Annotated in this window: 19 protein-coding genes; 10 read left to right on the top strand and 9 right to left on the bottom strand. The window is 66.0% G+C overall.

Annotated elements, in window-relative coordinates; translation table 11 throughout:
- Positions 1 to 20: 20 nt before the first annotated feature.
- Complete coding sequence (locus ISP25_RS10520) at positions 21 to 2,471, bottom strand: LPS-assembly protein LptD (RefSeq protein ID WP_404613718.1); 2,451 nt, start codon at positions 2,469 to 2,471, stop codon at positions 21 to 23.
- Between the two features lie 94 nt (positions 2,472 to 2,565).
- Between ISP25_RS10520 and msrB the strand changes: the two genes are divergently transcribed.
- Positions 2,566 to 2,964: a peptide-methionine (R)-S-oxide reductase MsrB gene (msrB, locus tag ISP25_RS10515; protein ID WP_404613716.1), complete on the top strand. Its 399-nt coding sequence runs from the start codon at positions 2,566 to 2,568 to the stop codon at positions 2,962 to 2,964.
- A 70-nt stretch (positions 2,965 to 3,034) separates the two neighbouring features.
- On the opposite strand, the gene ISP25_RS10510 is transcribed toward msrB, so the two are convergent.
- Genes ISP25_RS10510 through ISP25_RS10500 form a run of 3 tightly spaced genes read right to left on the bottom strand, consistent with a single transcriptional unit; the run spans position 3,035 to position 5,142 of the window.
- Complete coding sequence (locus ISP25_RS10510; RefSeq protein ID WP_192158873.1) at positions 3,035 to 3,958, bottom strand: histone deacetylase family protein; 924 nt, start codon at positions 3,956 to 3,958, stop codon at positions 3,035 to 3,037.
- A 9-nt stretch (positions 3,959 to 3,967) separates the two neighbouring features.
- Positions 3,968 to 4,540, bottom strand: coding sequence for a cob(I)yrinic acid a,c-diamide adenosyltransferase (locus tag ISP25_RS10505; RefSeq protein ID WP_404613714.1), 573 nt, complete (start codon positions 4,538 to 4,540; stop codon positions 3,968 to 3,970).
- Between the two features lie 2 nt (positions 4,541 to 4,542).
- A complete protein-coding gene (locus ISP25_RS10500; RefSeq protein ID WP_404613712.1) occupies positions 4,543 to 5,142 on the bottom strand; it encodes a hypothetical protein in 600 nt (199 codons plus the stop codon).
- Positions 5,143 to 5,541: 399 nt separating this feature from the next.
- Here ISP25_RS10500 and ubiH point away from each other — a divergent pair, with 399 nt between their 5' ends.
- From ubiH to ISP25_RS10485, 3 genes are all read left to right on the top strand, one after another.
- The gene (gene ubiH / locus ISP25_RS10495; protein ID WP_404613710.1) at positions 5,542 to 6,762 is read left to right on the top strand and encodes a 2-octaprenyl-6-methoxyphenyl hydroxylase; all 1,221 of its coding nucleotides are present in this window, start codon (positions 5,542 to 5,544) and stop codon (positions 6,760 to 6,762) included.
- Positions 6,759 to 7,958, top strand: a complete 1,200-nt coding sequence (locus ISP25_RS10490) for a UbiH/UbiF/VisC/COQ6 family ubiquinone biosynthesis hydroxylase (protein ID WP_404613708.1) — start codon at positions 6,759 to 6,761, stop codon at positions 7,956 to 7,958. The genes ubiH and ISP25_RS10490 overlap by 4 nt, the downstream gene beginning before the upstream one ends.
- Before the next feature lie 83 nt (positions 7,959 to 8,041).
- Positions 8,042 to 8,836, top strand: a complete 795-nt coding sequence (locus tag ISP25_RS10485) for a dienelactone hydrolase family protein (protein WP_192158883.1) — start codon at positions 8,042 to 8,044, stop codon at positions 8,834 to 8,836.
- Positions 8,837 to 8,893: 57 nt separating this feature from the next.
- Here the strand turns inward: ISP25_RS10485 and ISP25_RS10480 are convergent, their stop codons facing one another.
- From ISP25_RS10480 to pdhA, 3 genes are all read right to left on the bottom strand, one after another.
- Positions 8,894 to 10,249, bottom strand: a complete 1,356-nt coding sequence (locus ISP25_RS10480; RefSeq protein WP_404613706.1) for a dihydrolipoamide acetyltransferase family protein — start codon at positions 10,247 to 10,249, stop codon at positions 8,894 to 8,896.
- Positions 10,250 to 10,424: 175 nt separating this feature from the next.
- The gene (locus ISP25_RS10475; RefSeq protein WP_404613704.1) at positions 10,425 to 11,405 is read right to left on the bottom strand and encodes an alpha-ketoacid dehydrogenase subunit beta; all 981 of its coding nucleotides are present in this window, start codon (positions 11,403 to 11,405) and stop codon (positions 10,425 to 10,427) included.
- Between the two features lie 3 nt (positions 11,406 to 11,408).
- Positions 11,409 to 12,494 carry a pyruvate dehydrogenase (acetyl-transferring) E1 component subunit alpha gene (gene pdhA / locus ISP25_RS10470; RefSeq protein ID WP_404613702.1) on the bottom strand — a complete coding sequence of 362 codons (1,086 nt, stop codon included), beginning with the start codon at positions 12,492 to 12,494 and terminating at the stop codon, positions 11,409 to 11,411.
- 245 nt (positions 12,495 to 12,739) lie between these two features.
- Between pdhA and ISP25_RS10465 the strand changes: the two genes are divergently transcribed.
- The 3 genes from ISP25_RS10465 (at position 12,740) to ISP25_RS10455 (ending at position 15,976) form a co-directional block, all read left to right on the top strand.
- Positions 12,740 to 13,588 (top strand): tryptophan 2,3-dioxygenase, encoded by an 849-nt coding sequence (locus tag ISP25_RS10465; protein WP_404613700.1) that lies wholly within the window; start codon positions 12,740 to 12,742, stop codon positions 13,586 to 13,588.
- A gap of 164 nt (positions 13,589 to 13,752) precedes the next feature.
- Entirely contained in the window at positions 13,753 to 14,388 is a 636-nt protein-coding gene (locus tag ISP25_RS10460) for a flavin reductase family protein (RefSeq protein WP_404613698.1), read from the top strand.
- Between the two features lie 82 nt (positions 14,389 to 14,470).
- Positions 14,471 to 15,976 carry a peptide MFS transporter gene (locus ISP25_RS10455; RefSeq protein WP_404613696.1) on the top strand — a complete coding sequence of 502 codons (1,506 nt, stop codon included), beginning with the start codon at positions 14,471 to 14,473 and terminating at the stop codon, positions 15,974 to 15,976.
- A gap of 124 nt (positions 15,977 to 16,100) precedes the next feature.
- On the opposite strand, the gene ISP25_RS10450 is transcribed toward ISP25_RS10455, so the two are convergent.
- Positions 16,101 to 16,565 (bottom strand): MarR family winged helix-turn-helix transcriptional regulator, encoded by a 465-nt coding sequence (locus tag ISP25_RS10450; protein WP_404613694.1) that lies wholly within the window; start codon positions 16,563 to 16,565, stop codon positions 16,101 to 16,103.
- Between the two features lie 264 nt (positions 16,566 to 16,829).
- Between ISP25_RS10450 and hppD the strand changes: the two genes are divergently transcribed.
- The 3 genes from hppD (at position 16,830) to ISP25_RS10435 (ending at position 20,306) form a co-directional block, all read left to right on the top strand.
- Complete coding sequence (hppD, locus tag ISP25_RS10445) at positions 16,830 to 17,924, top strand: 4-hydroxyphenylpyruvate dioxygenase (protein ID WP_404613692.1); 1,095 nt, start codon at positions 16,830 to 16,832, stop codon at positions 17,922 to 17,924.
- A gap of 86 nt (positions 17,925 to 18,010) precedes the next feature.
- Positions 18,011 to 19,300: a homogentisate 1,2-dioxygenase gene (hmgA, locus tag ISP25_RS10440; protein WP_404613690.1), complete on the top strand. Its 1,290-nt coding sequence runs from the start codon at positions 18,011 to 18,013 to the stop codon at positions 19,298 to 19,300.
- Positions 19,301 to 19,319: 19 nt separating this feature from the next.
- Entirely contained in the window at positions 19,320 to 20,306 is a 987-nt protein-coding gene (locus tag ISP25_RS10435; protein WP_404613688.1) for a fumarylacetoacetate hydrolase family protein, read from the top strand.
- A gap of 142 nt (positions 20,307 to 20,448) precedes the next feature.
- On the opposite strand, the gene ISP25_RS10430 is transcribed toward ISP25_RS10435, so the two are convergent.
- Complete coding sequence (locus tag ISP25_RS10430) at positions 20,449 to 21,072, bottom strand: hypothetical protein (protein ID WP_404613686.1); 624 nt, start codon at positions 21,070 to 21,072, stop codon at positions 20,449 to 20,451.
- Positions 21,073 to 21,160 lie beyond the last annotated feature (88 nt).

The following is a 21,160-nucleotide window of genomic DNA, read 5'->3' as shown; positions in this document are numbered from 1 at the left end:
CAAGAGTGAGATACAGCGGATTATTGATAGCCGAGAATATCACGGCGCAGTAGCGGGTCGATCTGGCTGCTGGTCGAGCCCAGGCCCTTGAAGATGACTTCGAACATGATGGCGTTGTCGCGCAGGTTGCCTGGAGTCCCCGTGATGGGGGCGGCGACGCCGTAGTAACCCTGGTTCACGTAACTGCGATCGACCAGTCGCAGGGTGACGCAGCAACTGTCGTATTCCACGCCGGCCAAGGCCTCGATGGTGCCCTTCAGCGGGTTGACCACGCCCTTGACCGGTTCCGCATACGTCCAGGCGCCGATCAGGCGCCAGCGATCGGACACGGGGTAGACCGCCGAGACGCTGTATTGTTCCATCAGCCCGGTGCGGTAGATGTAGGCGAAGTTGACGATGCCGTCGAGGCCCAACCGTCCCTGCAACTGGAACATGGCCATGTCGGTATTGCGGGTGTTCGGATCCCACTGGTAGGAACTGCTGGCGCGCCAGCGGTCGTTGAGCTGCAGGTTCAATTGGGCCACGTAGGCCGATCCGCTCCAGTCGGTGGCCGGCGACACGGTGTTCGTACTGTTCGGCATCTGCACTTCTTGCGGGGTGAAGTAGCGGATCTGGCCGAAGCTGGCCGACAGCCGTTCCACACCGCTGTCGTCGAGCAGGCGGGTGGTGATGGCCGCGGTGAGGTTGTTCGCGTTCATCTGGCGATCCGCGCCAGCGAACTGGTTGGTCGAGAACAGCTGCCAGTAGTCGAACGTCATCAGGCTGCTGTCGAATAGCGGCAGGTTGTCCTGATTGCGGTATGGCACGTACAGGTAGTACAGCCGTGGCTCAAGCGTCTGCGTGTAGTCTTCGCCGAACAGCGACGTATTGCGGTCGAATACCAGGCCGCTGTCCACGCTGACGATGGGCAGCGAACGGCTGGGCGATTGCTGCGTGAACGGTGTGGCCGTGCCGCTGCCCAGCAGGCCGGAGTAGCCGTACTGCTGGTAGCCGGGGCTGAGCTGGTAGTCGGTATAGCGCCATTCTACGCGCGGGCGAACGAACCAGGCGGAGGTACCGAAGTCGGCGGAGAGGTAGGGCTGCAGGTCTTCGCGGCTGCCTTCCACGTAGCCCGGCTTGCGGAACGCCACGAACTGATTGGTCATGCCGAATTCCAGCCAGTTGTTGATCGGCCAGTCGAGGTTGAAATTGCCGTACGGCAACTGCCGGTAAGGCAGCGACGCGTCGTTGAGGAACGGGTTCATGTTCTGGTAAGCGGTGCCGCCCACCGAGGTGTTCCAGAGCACATCACCCCACCTGCCGCCGCCGGTGACCTGGGCAGTGGACGTAAGGATGTAGATCGGCGTGCCGCCCATCTGATTGCCGAAGTCGTAGAAGAAGTTGTTGTCCGAGCTGCGGTCGATCGAGGTGCTGAAATTCCAGCTTCCCCACAGGTGGGTGGTGTCCTTGATGGTGTAGCGGTAGCGGTTCGTGCCCGCGGTGTTGGCGGTGGTGCCGGGATCGGTCGGGCCATGGTCGTTCGGCAGGTATTCCACGTCCATCGTGCCGATGCTGCCAGGCAGCTGGTAGCGGAATTCGGTATCCAGCATGAAGCCGCGCGTGGTGTAGATGCGCGGGTCCAGCGTGGCGTCGTAATTCGGCGCCAGGTTCAGGTAATACGGCGTGCTGAGGAAGAAGCCCGAGCGGCTGCTGTGACCGATGGTCGGATACAGGAAGCCGGTCTTGCGCCGGTTGTCCACCGGGAAGCTGAACCAGGGCAGGTAGAGCAGCGGCACGTTGCCGACGCGGAAGGTCGCGTCGCGCGCCACGCCCACGCCGTTGACCTTGTCCACGGTGATGGTCTTGCCCTGGAATTCCCAGAGGTGGTGGCCGATGTCGCAGGTGGAGTAGGTGGCCTGGGTGTAACGGGTGTGCTGGGCGTCGAGTTCCTGCCCTTGGCGGGCCACGCCGTTGCCCCGCGAATTCAGCATCTGGTAGCGCACGTCGTCGGCGATGCCGATGCCGGAGGCGTCGTTGCCCCGCGCATGCGTGGCGGACATCAGCTGCGCGTAGTCCTGGTAGCGCACGTTGCCGCGCGCATCGTAGTCGGCGGTGTCCTGGTTGTAGTCAACCGTGTCCGCCTGCAGCCGTTGATCGGCCCTGTCCAGGCGCACGTCGCCGGACAGGTGATAGACCGTCTGGTCGGAGCTGTCCACGTGCTTGGCCCACACGTAGGTCTTGCTCGTGTCGCGGACGGTGTTGTCCTTGCTCAGGGTGGGGTCGTAGAACTCCAGCATGGCGTTGGGCCGGCACATCACGTAGTTGTACGGGCGTGGCGGGCAGGTGAAGGAACCCAGCGGGCAAACCGGCTCGCTGCCGTCCAGCGTGTAGCCGCGGTGTGGCCCGGCGCTGCCGGCTTCGACCGGGCCCCCGATCAGGGCAAGGGCGGCGGCAACGGCCAGCAGGCGGCGTGGAGGAAGCTTGCGCGTCACGATGGAAACCCGGCGGCAGTGAGGTCGGTAAAACTAGCAGAAACACCCCAGGTCAGGCAGACGCGAGGCTGCCGCCGGCAACGAGGATTCAGTCATGAACGAACCCGGGTTGGTCAGGAGCGAAGCGGAGTGGCGTGCCGATTTGAGCCCCGAACAGTACGCGGTATGTCGTTGCTCGGCCACCGAGCCGCCTTTCAGCGGCAAGTGGTACCGCCACCATGCCGAGGGAATCTATGTGTGCGTGGCCTGCCGCAGCGCCTTGTTCGGTTCGGACAGCAAGTACGACTCCGGTTCCGGATGGCCCAGCTTCTGGCAGCCATTGATCCCGGCCGCGGTATCCAACTACGACGACGAAAGTCACGGGATGCATCGAACCGAGGTGCGGTGCGCGCATTGCGGCTCGCATCTTGGCCACCTGTTCCCTGACGGCCCGCGGCCCACCGGCTTGCGTTACTGCATCAACTCGCTGGCACTGGACTTCGAACCGGCGTAGGAGCGCACCCTGGGGGCGATGGCTTGGGTGCTTCGGTCAGGGAGAGAGCATTCGCACACAGGATGCGCTCCTACTCCATCAATGCCTCAACATGCGCCGCCGCGCTGGCGGCCAGGGCGGCAAGGTCGTAGCCCCCCTCCAGCGTGGAGACCAGCCGCCCATCCCCATGGCGGTTCGCCACGTCGACCAGTTTCGCGGTGATCCAGGCGTAGTCCTCGCTGCCCAGGCACAGGTTGCCTATCGGGTCGCGCTGGTGCGCGTCGAAGCCCGCCGAGACCAGGACGAGCTGCGGTTTGAACGCGTGCAGACGTGGCAACAGGTCGCCATCCCACAGTTCGCGGAACAGGTAGGGACCGTCGCCGGCGGACAGCGGCCGGTTGAAGATGTTGCCCGCGCCCCGTTCCTCAGGGTGCCCGGTGCCCGGGTACAGCGGCATCTGGTGGCTGGAAGCGAACAGCACGCGCGGTTCGCGCCAGAAGATGTCCTGCGTGCCGTTGCCGTGGTGTACGTCGAAGTCGGCGATCGCCACTCGCTTCAGTCCGTGCGCTGCCAGCGCGTGCGCCGCAGCGACGGCCACATTGTTGAACAGACAGAAACCCATCGCCTGCTCGTGCGTGGCGTGGTGGCCGGGCGGCCGCACCGCGCAGAACGCCCTGCGCACATGGCCGCCATCGAGCACGGCATCCACCGCCGCCACCGTGGCGCCGGCGGCACGCAGGGCGGCTTCGGCAGAGCCGGGCGACAGCGCGGTGTCTTCGTCCAGCCGCTGCGTTTCGCCTTCGGGCACGGCGGCGAGCATGCGTTCGACATGGGCTGCCGTGTGCACGCGCAGGAGTTGCTCGCGGCTGGCGCGCGGCGCCTCGACGCGATCCAGCGCGGCGTATCGATCGTGGTCGAGTGCGCGCAGCACCGCAGTCAGTCGGGCCGGCGTCTCGGGATGACCAGGGCCATTGTCGTGCCGCAGGCAGGCGGCATGGGTATACAGCCGCAGCATGCGGGGGCTTCAGCTGGCGGCAGGCTTGCGCCGCCGCTCGTGCTGCCACAGCACCTCGCCGTGGCCGCCGGCGCGGGCGAGCACCCGGCAGAGCACGAACAGCAGGTCGGAGAGACGGTTGAGGTAACGCTGCGTCTGCGGGCGCACCTCGGGTTCCACGCGGCGCAGCGCGATCACCTCGCGTTCCGCACGGCGGCACACGGTACGCGCCAGGTGGCAGCAGGAGGCCGCCATGCCCCCGCCGGGCAGGATGAAATCCTTGAGCGGCGGCAGCGGCTCGTTGAAGGTGTCCAGTACGGCTTCGAGTCGCGCGATATCGGCATCCTCGATCATCGCCATGCCGGGGATGCACAGCTCGCCGCCGAGGTCGAACAGTTCGTGCTGGATCTGCGTCAGCGCCTCGCGCACGGCTTCGTCCACGCCCGTGCTGGCGAGCACCATGCCAACGGTGCTGTTGAGTTCGTCCACGGTGCCATAGGCGGCTACGCGCGGGGAATCCTTCTGCACGCGCGAACCGTCGCCGAGGCCAGTGGAGCCGTCGTCACCGGTGCGTGTGTAGATTTTCGAAAGGCGATTGCCCACCGTCAGTGCGGCGCGTGGCCACTATGCCGTGGAGCGCGCGACAACTGCGTCGCCAGCACGTGTACCACCGCACCCAGCCCCGCATAGAGGGCGGTGCCTTCGAGGAAGGGCAGGTACCAGTCGCCGAGGTTGGCGAACCACGCGCCGAAGCTGCGCGGCGCCGGCACGCTGGCGCTGATCCAGTAGAAGCTGCCGTTGGAGACCAGGTAGCACGCGCCTTCCGCGACCAGCAGTGCCGCAACGGCAAGGCCCAGCGTGGTGAGGTCGAGGCCGTGCTGATGTTTCGCCAGCCAGCTGCCACCCAGCCACAGCGCGCCATAGGACGGAATCAGGAACCAGTAAGCCGCCGACACGCAGTAGTGGCTCCAGAAATCGATGCCCAGGCCGGTGATGACGAAATAATCGACCAGCACCGCTTCCGCCATCAGCAGCGGGAAGGCCCAGCGGCCCTGGCCGCGAAGCCAGAAGCCGGCGAGGAAGAACACGCCCCACGAGGCATCCCACAGCGCGTGATGCAGCAGCGAAGGATGGAAGCGGGTGACGCCCATCACCAGGGCCAGGGCCAGGAAGATGGCCAGGCGTCGGGTCGTTGTGGTTGCCATGATTACTCCGTGCGACGCAACTGAAATCAGGCGAATAGTTTAGCGTAAGAGCCTGTTCCATATCTCTACGTAGCCTGTGTTGCCTCGCCGTGGATGTCGGGTAGTGGCGCGTGGCGCAGTGTCTGCGTGGCTGGCAGGTCAAGCCGCCTGCTGTCGCCTGGCGGCCACAGCAACGCAGGCCGAAGGGGCCAGGTCTGTTTGCCCGCGTGCCTGCGTCATCCCTTGGTCGTGGACTGACGCCCACGCCTCGCTCCTCAAAAGCCGAGTCCATTCCCGGATTCTTCCCGCGTGCCTTCGTTCTTGTCCTGCATGCAAAACGGCTCCCGGCGCGGGCCACGCGGAGATATGGAACAACTCCATGGCAGCCAGCCCGATGCGCCGGCGCGTATCATCACGTGCATGAATCCCCCTGCATCCCCTGCCGCCAGTGTGCTGATCGTCGGTGGCGGCCTGGTCGGCGCCAGCCTTGCCATCGCCTTGGACGCCGCCGGCGTCGCCGCCACCCTGGTCGAGGCTGCCGTACCGCGCATCGACGCCCAGCCCAGCTACGACGAGCGCAACCTTGCGCTGGCCCGTGCCACCGTCAACGGCCTATCCGCCATCGGCGTGTGGCCATATGCGGCTGCGCAAGCCACCCCGGTCCGCCACATCCATGTCAGCCGCGCCGGCGAATTCGGCAGCGCGCGCATCGATGCGGCGAAACACGGCGTCGATGCCCTGGGCTGGACATTGCCGGCGCGCGAACTGGGCGCGGCACTGCTGCGACGGCTGGATGCCTGCAACCGACTGACCCGGCTTGCGCCCGCCAAACTGGAATCGGTGGAAGCACAGGCCGATGGTTGGCGCGCCCGCATCCGCACCGCCGACGGCGAGCGCATGATCGACGCTGCGCTGCTGGTGGGCGCCGATGGCACCGAATCCTTTGTGCGTGCGCAGTTGGGTATCGAAGCCGATCGGCTCGATTACCGGCAAACCCTGTTCGTCGCTACGGTCACTCCCGAACGCACGCATGCGAACCGCGCCTACGAGCGCTTTTCCGATCAAGGGCCGGTGGCGCTGCTGCCGTTGACGCAAGGGCATTGCGGGCTGGTGCTCACCGTGCCCGCGGAACAGGTCGATGAAGTTGCGGCGATGGACGACGACGATTTCGTCGCGCTGGCGCAGCTGCGTTTCGGCTGGCGGCTGGGTCGACTCAGGCGGCCCGGCAAGCGCCATCCCTATGCCATCCATCGCGTGGCTGCGCGGCGGCTCACCGGCCCGCGCGCGGTGCTGGTGGGCAACGCGGCGCAGACCGTGCATCCCATCGGCGCACAAGGTTTCAACCTGGGCCTGCGCGATGCGCTTACCCTCGCCGAGCTGGTCGCTGCCGCGGACGATCCCGGCGCGCCGGACCTGCTGGAACGTTACGCTGCGCGCCGCGCGCCGGATCGCGAGGGCACGATGGCGATGAGCCATGGCCTGGTGCGCCTTGCCTGCCTCGAACAGCCGACGCTTGCGCCGCTGCGATCGCTGGCGTTGCTCGCCAACGACCGCTTTGCGCCGCTGCAGGACCGTCTGGCCCGGCATGGCATGGGCTTCCGCGGCGAACCGCCGCGTGCCGTACTGGAGCGCCTGCCATGAGCACCGTTGCCGAACGCCGCCGCCCGCCCGCGCTGGATGTCGCCGTGGTCGGCGGCGGCATGGTGGGCGCCGCCGCAGCGCTGGCGCTGGCGCGCGCGGGCTTCGTCACCGCCCTGCTGGAGGCGCGTGCGCCGCAACCGTGGAGCATGGCCGACGAGGTGGATCTGCGCGTGGTGGGGCTGGCGCCGTCGTCCGTAGCCTTGCTCGACAAGTTGGGTGTGTGGGCGGCGATCCGCGACGCGCGCTCCGGACCCTACGCGCACATGCATGTGTGGGACGGCGAGAACGGCGCGGCCGTGAGCTTCGACGCCGCCGACGAAGGGCGCGACCTGCTCGGTCATATCGTTGAGAACAATCTTGTGCAGTGGACGCTGTGGCAGGCGCTGGAAGCCTCCGGTGTGCGTCGCCTGTGCCCGGCGGAAGTGCGTGGCTTCGAGGCGCGCGAAGATCGCGTGGCGCTGGAACTGGCCGATGGGGAAAGCCTGTCCGCGCGCCTGGTGGTGGCCGCCGATGGTGCCGCTTCGCCGTTGCGCGAAATGGCGGGCATCGCCACCCGCGGTCGCGACTATGCGCAGCGTGCGGTGGTGGCCCATGTCGCGACCGAGCGGGCGCACGAGCAGACGGCGTGGCAACGCTTCCTGCCCACCGGTCCCCTGGCTTTGCTGCCGTTGGCGGACGGGCGCAGTTCCGTCGTCTGGTCGTTGCCCGAGCACGAGGCGCTACGCGTGCTGGCGCTGGGCGACGCGGCCTTCATGCAGGAATTGGGCGTCGCCAGCGATTTCCGTCTGGGGCGCATCGCATCAGTCACGAAACGCGCGGCTTTCCCGCTCAAGCTGCAACTGGCAGAAACCTATCAGTCCGAACGCCTGGTGCTGTTGGGCGATGCCGCGCACGCGGTGCATCCGCTGGCCGGACAGGGCGTGAACCTCGGACTGCGCGACGTGGCAGAGCTTTGCGACGTGCTGGCTGCCGCCCGCGAAGCCGGGCGTGATATTGCCTCGCCACACGTACTTCGCCGTTACGCGCGTCGGCGCCGCAGCGCCGATACGCTGGATGCGCGCGGTTTCGACGTGCTGGCGCGCATCTACGCCTGGCAGTCGCCACCGCTGGTCGCCGCGCGAGGTCTCGGGGTGCGTCTGCTCGACCGGCTGGTACCGCTGAAGCGCCGCATCGCGCAGCATGCAGCCGGTCTTTGATATTTTTTTTCGTTCGTCCGTGAACGCGAAATTCAAACGGGCGGCCATCCTTGGCCGCACTCTTCACGATGGAGGGCTTCGCCATGCGTTACGTCCGTTGTCTCGCCGTATTCCTGCTCGCCAGCCTCGCCTTCGCCGCCCAGGCGAAGATGGTGCAACGCCCGGTGGAATGGACGCAGGGCGGTACGCGTTTCCACAGCGTGCTGGTCTACGACGACGCCAGCAGCGCGAAGCGTCCCGGCCTGGTGATGGTGCCGAACTGGTTCGGCGTGAACGACGAGGCCATCAAGAAGGCGGAGATGATCGCGGGCAAGGACTACGTGATCCTGCTCACCGACATGTACGGCGCCAACGTGCGTCCGCAACTGGACAACGCTGATCAGGCGCAGGTCGCCGTCAAGCCCCTGTACGCGAACCGGGCGCTGATGCGCTCGCGCATCAACGAGGCGCTGGCCCAGCTCAGGGCGCAGGCGAAGGATGCACCCATCGATACCGCGAGGCTGGCTGCCATAGGTTTCTGTTTCGGTGGCGCAGCGGTGCTCGACCTGGCCCGTAGCGGCGCCGACGTGGCGGCCGTGGTGTCCTTCCACGGCGACCTCTCCACCGACGATGCCTCGATGGCGAAACACATCAAGGCACGGGTGCTGGCGATGAACGGCGCCGACGACACGTGGACGATGAAGGACGCCGACAAGTTCATGGACGAAATGCGCCAGAGCCCGGCCGACTGGCAGTTCGTGGCGCTGGGGCATGCGGTGCATTGCTTCACGGAGGAGGGCGAGAACTCTCCGGGATGCAAATACGACGCGAAAGCCGCGGCGCGTTCGTATCGCCTGATGCGGATATGGCTGGACGAGGCCTTCGCGGGACGGGATTGAGCACAAAGCAAACGGGGCGCCAGAGGCGCCCCGTTTGCTTCCTACGGCCGCATTGCCTCAGTTCGGCGCGGACAAATCGTCCAGCAGCGCCTTGAGGAAGCGCGCGGCTTCGCCGCCGGTGGCGGCGCGATGGTCGAAGGTGAGGCTGATCGGCATGCGGCGATGCACCTCGATGCCACCCATCACGGCCACCACGTCGTGGCACAGCTTGCCGGCGCCGATGATGGCGACGGTCGGCGGCACCACCACCGGTGTGGCGTAGCGGCCGGCGAACATACCGAAGTTCGACAGGCTGATGGTGTAGCCCGAGAGCTCCGACGCCGGGATGGAACGGTCTTCCACCGAGGTGCGCAGGCGCTTGATCGCGGCGCGGATGCCGGCGCCGTCCAGCACGTCGGCATTGCGCAGGGCCGGCACGAACAGGCCGTCCTCGGTGTCCACGGCGATGCCGATGTCCACGTGCGGATGCAGGGTGCGGGTGAGGTTCTTGCCGTCGAACCAGGCGTTGAGCGCCGGCACGGCCTTGCAGGCGGCGACGATGGCGCGGATCAGGCGCGCGGTGATGTCCTGCTTGCCGATCCAGGCATGCAGGTCGGCGTCGTCGACCAGGGTGGTAGGCACCACGTTGGCGTGGGCTTCGGCCATCACGCGCGCCATGTTGCGGCGGACGCCCTTGAGCTGCTCCGGCTGGCCGCTGGCCTGCACGCTCGGCGGGGCGGTGCGCACGGCCTTGCCGGCCAGCGACACGGCAGTGCGGCTGGGTGCCGCCCCGGGCTCGGGCAGTTCCGGCGCAAGGTGGCGGCCAGCCGAGGCGGGCACGGCGCGCGCCGGGGCGGCGCCCAGCGTTGCGCTGCCGTTGGCGGCGGCATCCTTCACGTCTTTCATGGTGACCACGCCGTCGGCGCCGGTAGGGCGCACGCGGGCGAGATCGACCTTGAGCTTCTTTGCCAGCGCGCGCACCGCGGGCACGGCCTTCACGCCGCCGATGCTGGCGGCCTGCTCGACGTGCACGGTGTTGCCGCTGACCATCGCGCCGACCACGGTGCCTTCGTCTTCGCGGTCGGCAGTGGCGGCCTTGGCCGGCGCGGGAGCCGGGGCGGGCGTCTCGGCCTTCTTGGGGCCGTGGTGGTGGCCGGTGGATTCGGCTTCGGCGCGCTGCTTGGCGTTGGCATCCGGCTCGAAGTCGGCCAGCGCGGCGCCGGTTTCGATGATGTCGCCAGGGGCGCCGTGCAGTTTCTTCACCGTGCCGGTGTAGGGCGACGGAACGTCGACCACGGCCTTGGCGGTTTCCATCGAGCACAGCGGCGCGTCGAGCTTGATGTAGTCGCCTTCCTTCACGTGCCACTCGACGATGGTGGCGTCGGGCAGGCCTTCGCCGAGGTCGGGCAGGTGGAATGTCTTGATGTCGGCCATGAGTGAGCTTCCAAGGTTTGGTTTTTCTCCCTCTCCCCGCCGGGGAGAGGGCCTGGGTGAGGGGTTGGGCCTGCGGTAGCGTGCATTGAAGCCGTGCTTCGTTGCATTTTGTCGCAAGTTGTGGCCCCTCATCCGCCCCTTTCGGGGCACCTTCTCCCCGCCGGGAAGAAGGGAATCAGGATGCGGCCAGCGTGCGCTGCGCGGCCTCGACGACGCGCTCCATGCTGGGCAGGTATTTCATTTCCAGGCGGAACAGCGGGATATGGGTGTCGGGACCGGTGACGCGCTCGACCGGCGCAAGCAGGTCGTACAGGCACTCCTCGGCCAAGCGCGCGGCAATCTCGGCGCCGAAACCGGCGGTCTTCGGCGCCTCGTGCACGATCACGCAGCGGCCGGTCTTCTGCACCGATTCGGCGATGGTGTCGAAATCCAGCGGGGTGAGCGTGGCGACGTCGATGACTTCGGCGCTGATGCCCTGCTTGGCCAGTTCGTCGGCGGCTTCCAGCGTTTCCTTCACCTGCGCGCCCCAGGTCACCAGGGTCACGTCGGTGCCGTCGCGCAGCACGAAGCACACGTCCAGCGGCAGCGCCTCGCCGTCGTCGGGCACTTCTTCCTTGTACTGGCGGTAGATGCGCTTGGGTTCGAGGAAGATCACCGGATCGGGATCGCGGATCGCCGCCAGCAGCAGGCCGTAGGCGCGCGCAGGCGAAGAGGGCAGCACCACGCGCAGGCCGGGGATGTTGGTGAACAGGTGCTCGTTCGCCTCGGAATGGTGCTCCGGCGCGCGGATGCCGCCGCCCCACGGCGCACGCCACACGGCCGGCACGGTAAGGCGGCCGCGGGTGCGGTTGCGCATGCGCGCGGCGTGGCAGGCGATCTGCTCCATCATCGGGTAGATGAAGCCTTCGAACTGCGCCTCGGCCACCGGCTTCATGCCCTGCACGGCCAGGCCCACGGTGACGCCGGCGATGGTGGTCTCGTCCAGCGGCGTGTCGAGCACGCGCAGCTCGCCGAATTTTTCCTGCAGACCCTGGGTGGCGCGGAACACGCCGCCGTTGACGCCCACGTCCTCGCCCAGCACCACGACGCTGTCGTCGTGCTTCATCTCGTAGGCGAGCGCCTGGGTGACGGCTTCGATAAGGGTGATCTGTGCCATGACTCAGTGGCCCTTGTTTTCGTACGAGAGGACGAGATCGCGCTGCTTGGCGAGATCGGCGGGGACTTCGGCGAAGGTGTAGTCGAACATCGCCGTCACCGGCTGCGTCTTGGTCTCGAGGTAGGCATTCACCTCGTTGTCCATCCACTCGTCGCACTCGGCCTTCCAGGCCTCTTCCTTCTGGTCATCCCACACTTTCTTGGCCACCAGCCAGTTGCGCAGGCGCTTCATCGGCTCCTTCGCCCAGGCGTCTTTCACTTCCTGCTCGCCGCGGTAGCGGCGGGCATCGTCGGCGGTGGTGTGGTCGCCGAGGCGGTAGGTCACGGCTTCGATCACGCTGCCGCCTTCGCCGTTGCGCGCGCGCTCCAGCGCGTCTTCCATCGCCTTGCGCACGGCGATGATGTCGTTGCCGTCGACCTGGATGCAGTACAGGCCGGCGGCGATGCCCTTCTGCGCCAGCGTGGGCGCGCCGGACTGGATCTTGCGCGGCACGGAGATCGCCCACTGGTTGTTGACGATCACCGCCACCATCGGCAGGTTCTGCGCGCCCGCGATGTTGATGGCGCCGTAGAAGTCGCCCTTGGACGAGCCGCCGTCGCCGATGGTGCACACGGCCACGCGCTTCTCGCCGCGGATCTTGAATGCCAGCGCGGAACCGGCGGCATGCAGGCACTGCGTGGCGATCGGCACGCTCCACGCGAAGTCGTGGCGCGCGGGCTCGTTCTGGTAGTCGTTGCCGCGCTCGTCGCCGCCCCAGTACATGTACACCTCGCGCGGCTGCACGCCGCGGTACAGCTGCGCGCCGTACTCGCGGTAGCTCACGGCGAGCACGTCTTCCGGCTTCATCGCGCTGCCGATGCCGACGTGCGCGGCTTCGTGGCCCAGGCAGCTCGCGTAAGTGCCGAGCTTGCCGGTGCGCTGCAGCGCCACCGACTTCGCGTCGAACACGCGGGTGGACAGCATCAGCTTGTACAGCTCGACCATGTGGTCGAGGTTCTTGGCGAACTCAGGCAGGTCATCCCGAACCTGCTTGCCCTCGGCGTCGAGGTATTGCAGGTATTCGATTTCGAACTTGGCGGCGATGGACACGACGCGCTCCCGTTGGTGACGAATGGGGTGGGGGCGGTGGCCCATCCAGTGGGGCCAGACACGCGAAACTCCCTTGCCGGCGACCGCCGTGGCGATCAAAACGGCCGGGAAAAGCCGCATATTGATAGCAGGCGGGCATGTTGCGTCGCAAGGCACGCCGCAGCATGCGGACGGGTACGGGGTTCGCAAGAAACGGCGGCGACGCCAGCGGTTACCATGGTCGTTTCCGACCATCGCGATCGACCATGACGGACAACCAGCGCGAGCTCGAAACGGGCATCGAACGCGACCTCTCAGGACGCATGACCTATGCGGGCTACCTGCGGCTGGATACCCTGCTGTCCGCGCAGCGGCCGGTATCCGATCCGCCGTACCACGACGAGATGCTGTTCATCGTGCAGCACCATGTGTCGGAGCTGTGGCTGAAACTGCTGATCCACGAGCTGCGCGCGGCGATGGAATTCATGCGCGGCGAGCGCATCGGCCCCGCGCTCAAGGTGCTGGCGCGGGTGAAGCAGATCCAGCGCCAGCTGTTCGAGCAATGGGCGGTGCTGGAGACGATGACGCCGCACGAATACCTCGCGTTCCGCGATGCGCTGGGGCCGTCGTCCGGTTTCCAGTCGGCGCAGTACCGCACGGTGGAGTTCCTGCTCGGCAACAAGAACGCCGACATGCTCGAGGTGTTCGCGCACGACGCGGCGATCCAGCAGGGCCTGCGCGACACGCTGCATGCGCCCAGCCTCTACGACGAGGCCTTGCATTGGCTGGCGCGGCACGGCCATGCGGTCCCGCGCGATATCCTGGAGCGTGATGTCAGCCAGCCCTGGCAGCGCCACGACGGCTTGCTGCCGGTATTCCGGCGCATCTACGAGGCACCGGAAAGTTTCTGGAGCGAGTTCCATCTGTGCGAGACGCTGGTGGACATCGAGGAAAGCTTCCAGCTCTGGCGCTTCCGCCACATGAAGGCGGTGGAGCGCATCATCGGCCACCGCCGCGGCACGGGCGGCTCTTCCGGCGTAGGCTTCCTCAAGAAGGCGCTGGACCTCACCTTCTTCCCGGAGTTGCTGGGAGTGCGCACAGTGCTGAGCATCTGAGCCGTGCCAATGGTCGCCGCTGCCTGAGGGTTGACGGCCAAAGCGTGACGCGCCCGGTCCATGGCGGCGCGGATCGCTGCGCGCGAACAATAGCCATCCCCACGGGCTGATGTTTCGATGCGCAACGAAGCACTGGCCGCGTCGCCTGTCGGACACTGGCAGGCATGGACAGCCTAGTCATCAATCCCAGCGTTCTCTATTTCGGCACGCCAGTGGCGCTGATCACCACCATGCAACCGGACGGTTTGGCCAACATTTCGCCGATGTCATCGGCCTGGGCCCTGGATGACCGCGTGGTACTGGGTCTGGGCGGGCGTGGTCAGTGCGCCGCCAACCTGCGGCGCCTGGGCGAGTGCGTGATCAACTTGCCGGACGCGAAGCTTTGGCAGCGGGTCGAGGCCATCGCCAGCACCACCGGTAGTCATCCCGTACCCGAGCACAAGCGTGCAATGGGCTACCGTTTCGAGCCCGACAAGTTCGCCTGTGCCGGGCTGACTGCCACGCCTTCCCAGACGGTGGCGCCGCCGCGGATCGCCGAATGCCCGCTGCAGCTGGAAGCGCGTGTGGTGGCGATGCATGTTTGCGGCGACGATCCGATCGACCCCACGTTGATCGTCGAGACTCGCGTCGAGCGGGTGCATGCGCATGCCGGCATCGTGGTGCCAGGTACACAGCACGTCGATGTCATGGCATGGTCGCCGCTGCTGTACGTGTTTCGCCATTATTTCGGCGAGGCGCGGCGCCTGGGGCAGACTTTTCGTGCGGGTTCGCCGGAGCCGGCGGGCACGGGGCTGCCTTGATGCCGGTTGACGGCGACAGTTCCGGCAAGTACACGTGTGGCGCTTCCAGGTTTCCGACGAACCATCATCACGAGCAGGCCCCATGACGACGACCGACACAACCGCAGCGCAAGCTGTTCCGCAGTTTCCGCAGCTGCTCGGCCATCCGCGACCGCTGTGGATGCTGTTCATGACCGAGTTCTGGGAGCGCTTCGCGTTCTACAGCGTGAGCTGGGCGGTGGCACTGTACGTGGTCGCGCAGTTCTACCACGGCGACTCGGCGGGCCAGGGCTGGGCCGGCACGATTTTCGGCACCTACACGGCACTCATCTTCGGTACGGGCATCTTCGGCGGCTACGTGGCCGACAAGTTGATCGGCTACCAGCGCGCCATCCTGATCGGTGCGCTGGTGATGGCGACTGGGCTGTTCACGCTGATGGTGCCGAGCAAGGCGGTGTTCCTGCTCGGCCTGTCGCTGGTCATCGTGGGCGATGGACTGTTCAAACCCAACATCTCCTCGATGGTGGGTCAGTTATATGGCCGCGATGATCCGCGTCGCGATCGCGGCTTCACCCTGTTCTACATGGGCATCAATGCCGGCGCCTTCGTCGCTCCGCTGCTCACCGGCTGGATGGCCGGCTATTTCACCGACACGCCAACGCAGCAGAACTACCGCGTGGTATTCCTCGCCGCGGGCGTGGGCATGTTGCTGAGTCTGGTGTGGTTCTGGTTCGGCCGCCGCCAGCTTGCCGACGTGGGCCGGCCGCTGCCCGGCATGGAAGGTCGTGGCCGCTCGCTGCTGGTGCTGCTGGGATCGCTGGTGGCCGCGCCGCTGGTATACCTGCTGCTGTCCCGCGTGGGCACCATCGGCCTGCAGTGGATCATCGGTTTGCTGGCAGTGGGCGTCTCGGCGATGCTGATCAGCGAAGCCATGCGCCACGACCGCATCCAGCTGGACCGCGTGTGGGCCATGCTCATCATCTTCGGCTTCAACGTGCTGTTCTGGATGTTCTATTACCAGCTCGGCAGCTCGTTCAACTTCCTCGCCGAGAACCTGGTCGACCGCAAGATGTTCGGCTGGATGTTCCCGACGAGCTGGTTCCAGTCGGTCAGCCCGCTCACCATCATCGTGCTGGCGCCGGTGGTCAGTCTTGTCTGGGCCTGGTTGCAGCGACGGCGCGCGGAGCCGTCGATTCCGCGCAAGTTCGGCTTCGGCCTGATCTTCAACGGGCTGGGCTTTCTGGTGCTGATGTACGCGCTCAAGAGCCTGATCGACCCACGCGGCATGATTCCGTTCTGGCCGCTGGCGGCCTGCTACGCGCTGCAGACCGTGGGCGAGCTGTGCCTGTCGCCGATTGGCCTGTCGATGGTGACCAAGCTGGCGCCGCCGCGGCTGGTGGGTCTGGCGATGGGTGGCTGGTTCCTTTCCACCGCGGCTGGCGGCAACCTTTCCGGGCTGCTCGCCAGCTACATCGCCGGCCAGAACGGTATGACGGCAGCTTCGGCGCTGTCGGGGTTCACGTTCGGATTCTGGCTGCTGCTGATTTCAGGCGCGGTGTTGCTGCTGATCGCGCCGCTGCTGAACCGGCTCATGCACGGGGTGAAATAGCGGGCCAAGCAAGGCCCCGGTCGGGCGGCGTATCCGCCCGGCGTGGTCTCGACCAGGTTGCGCCTGTGCCGAGGCGGGTCCCGGCGGGGCGCAAGCCCTGCCGGGACACAGATAAAGGCGTCCGTCAGCTTTTCACCACGTCCTGCGGCATCAGTTTGTCCAAGATCTGCTGCAGCCACGCTTGCTCCTCTGGCGCCAGCCGTGCCAGCAATTCCCTTTCCCGCTGCCGCGCCATCGGCGCCACTTCGTCGTGGATGCGCCATCCGGCGGCCGTGAGCCCCAGCACCGAACGGCGCTTGTCGTTGGCGTGGATATGCCGGCGCACGCGGCCGGCGGCGACCAGCCGGGCCAGCGCACGACTCACCGCCACCTTGTCCATCGCGGTGCGTTCGGCCACTTCGCGCGCGGAGAGGCCGTCGAAACGCGCCAGTACCGCCATCACCCGCCATTCGGTGACGCTGAGGTCGTGGCGCGCCTGGTAGTCGTCGGCGATCGCCTGGCTCACCGTGTTGGAGACGATGGATAGCTGGTAGGGCAGGAAGCGTTCCAGCTCCAGTGGAGCATGGTCGGGATGGCGTTTGGCAGGCACTGGTGCGGTGTTCCTTGCAAATGGTTTCAGTTGAAACTATAACTAATGCGGTAATCCGTGACAGCGAAAATCAAACGGGCAGCCATTCATGGCTGCACGCCTCACGAAAGGCGCGCGCTGGACGTGGCGCGTGAGCAATGTGGGGTGTGCTGCCATTCGTGGTTGCGCTTTTCACCAAGAACAAGCGTCGCGTTAGCGCCCTTCGTGCCAAAGGCATTCGGTGGCGCCGATTGCTCCCCCATCGTAGCCCGTCGGAGAAACTCCATGACAGCCCAGCCCAACCTCGGCATGCAGGTCACCACTTTCGAGAACCCGATGGGGATCAACGGTTTCGAGTTCGTCGAGTTTGCCGCGCCGGAAGGCCGTGCGCACGAATTGCACGACCTCTTCCGCAGGATGGGTTTCACCGCGGTGCTTAAGCACAAGTCGCGGCCGATCACGGTATACCGCCAGAACGACGTGAACGTGCTGGTCAACGAGGCGCCGGATTCCTTCGCCGCCGATTTCGCCGCCAAGCACGGCCCCTGCGCCTGTGGCTTCGCCATCCGCTTCAGAAAGCCTGCGAACGAAGTGTTCGACGCCGTGCTCGCCAACGGCGGCGAGGCGGTGGGCGACAAGGCCGACAGCAAGGCCGTGGATGCGCCGGTGGTGAAGGGGATCGGCGACTGCATGCTGTACCTGGTGGATCGCTACGGCGACAAGGGCAGCATCTACGACGGCGACTATGAGCCGGTGGCTGGCGTGACGCAGAGCCCCGCGGGTTTCGGCCTCACCTTCATCGACCACCTCACGCACAACCTGTATTTCGGCAACATGCAGAAGTGGTCGGACTACTACGAGAAGCTGTTCAACTTCCGCGAGATCCGCTACTTCGACATCAAGGGCGCCAAGACCGGCCTGGTGTCCAAGGCGATGACCGCGCCGGACGGCATCGTGCGCATCCCGCTCAATGAGTCGAGCGACCCGAAGTCGCAGATCAACGAATACCTTGATGCGTACCACGGCGAGGGCATCCAGCACATCGCGATGTTCACCGACAACATCTACGACACGGTGGAGGCGATGCGTGCGCAGGGCGTGGAATTCCTCGATACGCCGGATACCTATTTCGACGTGGTGGATCTTCGTATCCCGAACAACGGCGAGGACGTGCCGCGCCTGCGCAGGAACAAGATCCTGATCGATGCCGACCAGGAGACCAAGCAGCGCCTGCTGCTGCAGATCTTCACGCAGAACAACATCGGCCCGATCTTCTTCGAGATCATCCAGCGCAAGGGCAACGAGGGCTTCGGCGAAGGTAACTTCCAGGCGCTGTTCGAGAGCATCGAGCGCGACCAGATGAAGCGCGGCGTGCTGTAAGCCAGGACATCCCTGGCTCTCGTAGCTTCGCTCGGCGCGAACGGTGGGGATGCCGTCGCGCGTCAAACCTGACGGGAAGACGACGCATGAACTACCAATCCGGCTTCGCCAACGAATTCGCCAGTGAGGCGATTCCGGGGGTGCTGCCCGCGGGCCAGAATTCGCCGCAGCGCGTGGCGCACGGCCTGTACGCGGAGCAGCTTTCCGGCACTGCGTTCACCGCGCCGCGCCATGAGAACCGCCGCAGCTGGCTGTACCGCATCCGCCCGGCGGCGATGCACAAACCGTTCGTGCAGATGGCGCACACCACGTTCCACAACCGCTTCGACGAGACGCCCGCCACGCCGAACCAGTTGCGCTGGGACCCGTGGCAGCTGCCCGAGGCGCCCACCGATTTCCTCGATAGCCTGGTCACCATCGCCGGCAATGGCAGTGCGGCGGAGCAGGCCGGTGTGGGCATCCACGTCTATGCGGCGAACCACTCGATGGAAGGGCGCTACTTCTACGACGCGGACGGCGAACTGCTGATCGTGCCGCAGCAGGGGCGCCTGCGCATCGCCACCGAGCTGGGCGTGCTGGAAGTCGCTCCGCTGGAAATCGCCCTGATCCCGCGCGGCGTGCGCTTCCGCGTGGAACTGCTGGATGCCGCAGCGCGCGGCTACATGGTGGAGAACTTCGGCGCGCTGCTTCGCCTGCCTGATGCCGGCCCGATCGGCGCGAATTCGATGGCGCTGCCGCGCGACTTCCTCGCGCCGCATGCGGCGTACGAAGACCTCGAAGGCGACTTCGAGCTTGTCGCCAAGTTCCAGGGTGCGCTGTGGCAGGCCGACATCGGCCACTCGCCGCTGGACGTGGTCGCCTGGCACGGCAACTACGCGCCGTGCAAATACGATCTCACGCGCTACAACACCGTGGGTTCGATCAGCGTGGATCATCCCGATCCGTCGATCTTCACCGTGCTGACCTCGCCGTCGGATACGCACGGCACGGCGAACATGGATTTCGTGATCTTCCCGCCGCGTTGGCTGGTGGCCGAACACACCTTCCGTCCGCCGTATTTCCACCGCAACGTGGCCAGCGAGTTCATGGGCCTGATCGAAGGCGCCTACGACGCCAAGGTCGGCGGCTTCGCGCCGGGCGGCATGAGCCTGCACAACTGCATGAGCGGCCACGGCCCCGACGCGGCCAGCTTCGAGAAGGCCAGCGCGGCGGACACAGGCAAGCCCGACCACCTTGCGAACACCATGGCCTTCATGTTCGAAACGCGCAAGGTGATCCGGCCCACTGCGCAGGCGCTGGCGGCGCCGCAGTTGCAGCAGAATTACTACGAGTGCTGGCAGGGCATCCGCAAGCACTTCGATCCGTCGCGCGCATAAACGATCTGGAGCACACGCAATGAAGCTTGGCAGTTTGAAAGAAGGCGGCCGCGACGGCACCCTGGTGGTGGTGAGCCGCGATCTCGCGCGCGCGGTGAAGGCCACGGGCGTCGCACCCACGCTGCAGGCCGCGCTGGACGACTGGTCGAACGCCGCGCCGCGGCTCAACGCGCTGTCCGATGCGTTGAACGCCGGTACCGCCGAAGGCGCCTTCGCGCTGGACATGGCACAGCTTGCCGCGCCGCTGCCGCGTGCCTACGAATTCGTGGACGGCAGCGCCTATCTGCCGCACGTGGAGCGCGTGCGCAAGGCGCGTGGCGCCGAAGTGCCGGCTTCGTTCTATACCGACCCGCTGATGTACCAGGCCACCAGCGCCGGCTTCCTCGGTCCGCGCGATCCGGTGGTGGTGCCCAGCGAGGACTACGGTATCGACCTCGAAGCCGAGGTGGTCGTGGTCACCGACGACGTGCCGATGGCGGCCGCGCCGGCCGAGGCCGCCGAACACATCCAACTGGTTGGCCTGATCAACGACGTCTCGCTGCGTGGGCTGATCCCCGGCGAGCTGGCCAAGGGTTTCGGCTTTCTGCAGAGCAAGCCGCGCTCGGCGCTGTCGCCGGTGTTCGTCACGCCGGACGAGCTGGGCGCGAACTGGCAGGGCGAGAAGCTGCACCTGCCGATGCGCACCTGGTTGAACGGCGCCTGGTTCGGCGAGGCCGAATGCGGCGTGGACATGCAGTTCAGCTTCGCCGAACTGGTGGCGCACGCGGCCAAGACGCGGCCGCTCACCGCCGGCACCATCGTCGGTTCCGGCACGATCGCCAACCAGGACACCTCGAAGGGCGCCTCCTGCCTCGCCGAGCAGCGCACGGTGGAGACATTGCGCGATGGCAAGCCGAGCACGCCGTTCATGAAGTTCGGCGACACGCTGCGCATCGAGGTCACCGACCCGCAAGGCGCTTCGATCTTCGGCGCGATCGAGCAGCGCATCGCGCCGCTCAAGCGCTGACGCTTTTTCCTCTTCCCTTTGAGATGCGGGGAAGGGCCAAGGATGGCCCTGCTTTGGGGAGCGAGGAAGATGATTAAGATAAGGGGCGGTCGTCTGCGGAAGCGCGGCTACAAATCCTGCTTCGATCAGCCAATGTCCCTAGTTAATTGCCTTGATACCCGTCACACCGTACCCCTGGTGGACATTCTTCCCAAGTTTCAAAGCCGTTAACAGGCTGGCCGGGGCACCATCCTCTAAAGACTTTCTTTGGGTGACACACGTCTTGTCCCATCGGGCCAATACACGAGTTGGGGTGGCCATTGCCACCGGCGTTGGCCTTGTCTTGGTATTGCTGTTGTTCTTGCTGGTTCTGCTGCATAACGGCGTTGCTATAGGTTTGCAGCGTGGCATCTCTTGCGGCAAACAATGCGTGCTTGCGCTTATTCCATTCTGGGTCGCGCTGGTGTTCGGCTAGTGTGGCGGGGTGTTGGCTAAATAGGCGCAGCAGTTGCGCGTCATAGATCAATACCGTGGGAGGGGCCGTGCCGCCCTGCACCATGATTTTGTCCACTTCGGTTACTTTCAGCATGGACGCAATCAAGTCGCTTGGGTCGCTTGACGCTTTGTTGGCCTCGGCTTCGGCGGCGACTACCTGTGCGTATTCCTGCATTTGAGTGACGGGAACTGCCATCGTGGTGGCGGCATTGGCGATGGGGGCAAGCGCGGCAAGGCTGGCTGCAATCACCAGTACTTGGCAAAGTCTGGAGATAGCTAAGGCTGGTTTCATATCATCCTCGAAAGACACGATCCATAGTGAGTTTTACGATGCCACAGGAGCGTGGTTCCGGAGCGTGCTTCGATCAGGAATGTCGCAA

Source organism: Rhodanobacter hydrolyticus (assembly GCF_044904645.1).
Note: the sequence above shows the minus strand (reverse complement) of the source record. Positions and strands in the feature narration are given on the sequence as shown.

What these genes read in the sequence shown, in the direction of transcription:
- hppD (WP_404613692.1), top strand. Translation starts at nt 16,830, where the DNA reads ATGACAGCCCAGCCCAACCTCGGCATGCAGGTCACCACTTTCGAGAAC.
- ISP25_RS10500 (WP_404613712.1), bottom strand. Translation starts at nt 5,142, where the DNA reads ATGGCAACCACAACGACCCGACGCCTGGCCATCTTCCTGGCCCTGGCC.
- hmgA (WP_404613690.1), top strand. Translation starts at nt 18,011, where the DNA reads ATGAACTACCAATCCGGCTTCGCCAACGAATTCGCCAGTGAGGCGATT.
- ISP25_RS10475 (WP_404613704.1), bottom strand. Translation starts at nt 11,405, where the DNA reads ATGGCACAGATCACCCTTATCGAAGCCGTCACCCAGGCGCTCGCCTAC.
- ISP25_RS10430 (WP_404613686.1), bottom strand. Translation starts at nt 21,072, where the DNA reads ATGAAACCAGCCTTAGCTATCTCCAGACTTTGCCAAGTACTGGTGATT.
- msrB (WP_404613716.1), top strand. Translation starts at nt 2,566, where the DNA reads ATGAACGAACCCGGGTTGGTCAGGAGCGAAGCGGAGTGGCGTGCCGAT.
- ISP25_RS10490 (WP_404613708.1), top strand. Translation starts at nt 6,759, where the DNA reads ATGAGCACCGTTGCCGAACGCCGCCGCCCGCCCGCGCTGGATGTCGCC.
- ISP25_RS10455 (WP_404613696.1), top strand. Translation starts at nt 14,471, where the DNA reads ATGACGACGACCGACACAACCGCAGCGCAAGCTGTTCCGCAGTTTCCG.
- ISP25_RS10510 (WP_192158873.1), bottom strand. Translation starts at nt 3,958, where the DNA reads ATGCTGCGGCTGTATACCCATGCCGCCTGCCTGCGGCACGACAATGGC.
- ISP25_RS10435 (WP_404613688.1), top strand. Translation starts at nt 19,320, where the DNA reads ATGAAGCTTGGCAGTTTGAAAGAAGGCGGCCGCGACGGCACCCTGGTG.
- ubiH (WP_404613710.1), top strand. Translation starts at nt 5,542, where the DNA reads ATGAATCCCCCTGCATCCCCTGCCGCCAGTGTGCTGATCGTCGGTGGC.
- ISP25_RS10465 (WP_404613700.1), top strand. Translation starts at nt 12,740, where the DNA reads ATGACGGACAACCAGCGCGAGCTCGAAACGGGCATCGAACGCGACCTC.
- ISP25_RS10485 (WP_192158883.1), top strand. Translation starts at nt 8,042, where the DNA reads ATGCGTTACGTCCGTTGTCTCGCCGTATTCCTGCTCGCCAGCCTCGCC.
- ISP25_RS10480 (WP_404613706.1), bottom strand. Translation starts at nt 10,249, where the DNA reads ATGGCCGACATCAAGACATTCCACCTGCCCGACCTCGGCGAAGGCCTG.
- ISP25_RS10460 (WP_404613698.1), top strand. Translation starts at nt 13,753, where the DNA reads ATGGACAGCCTAGTCATCAATCCCAGCGTTCTCTATTTCGGCACGCCA.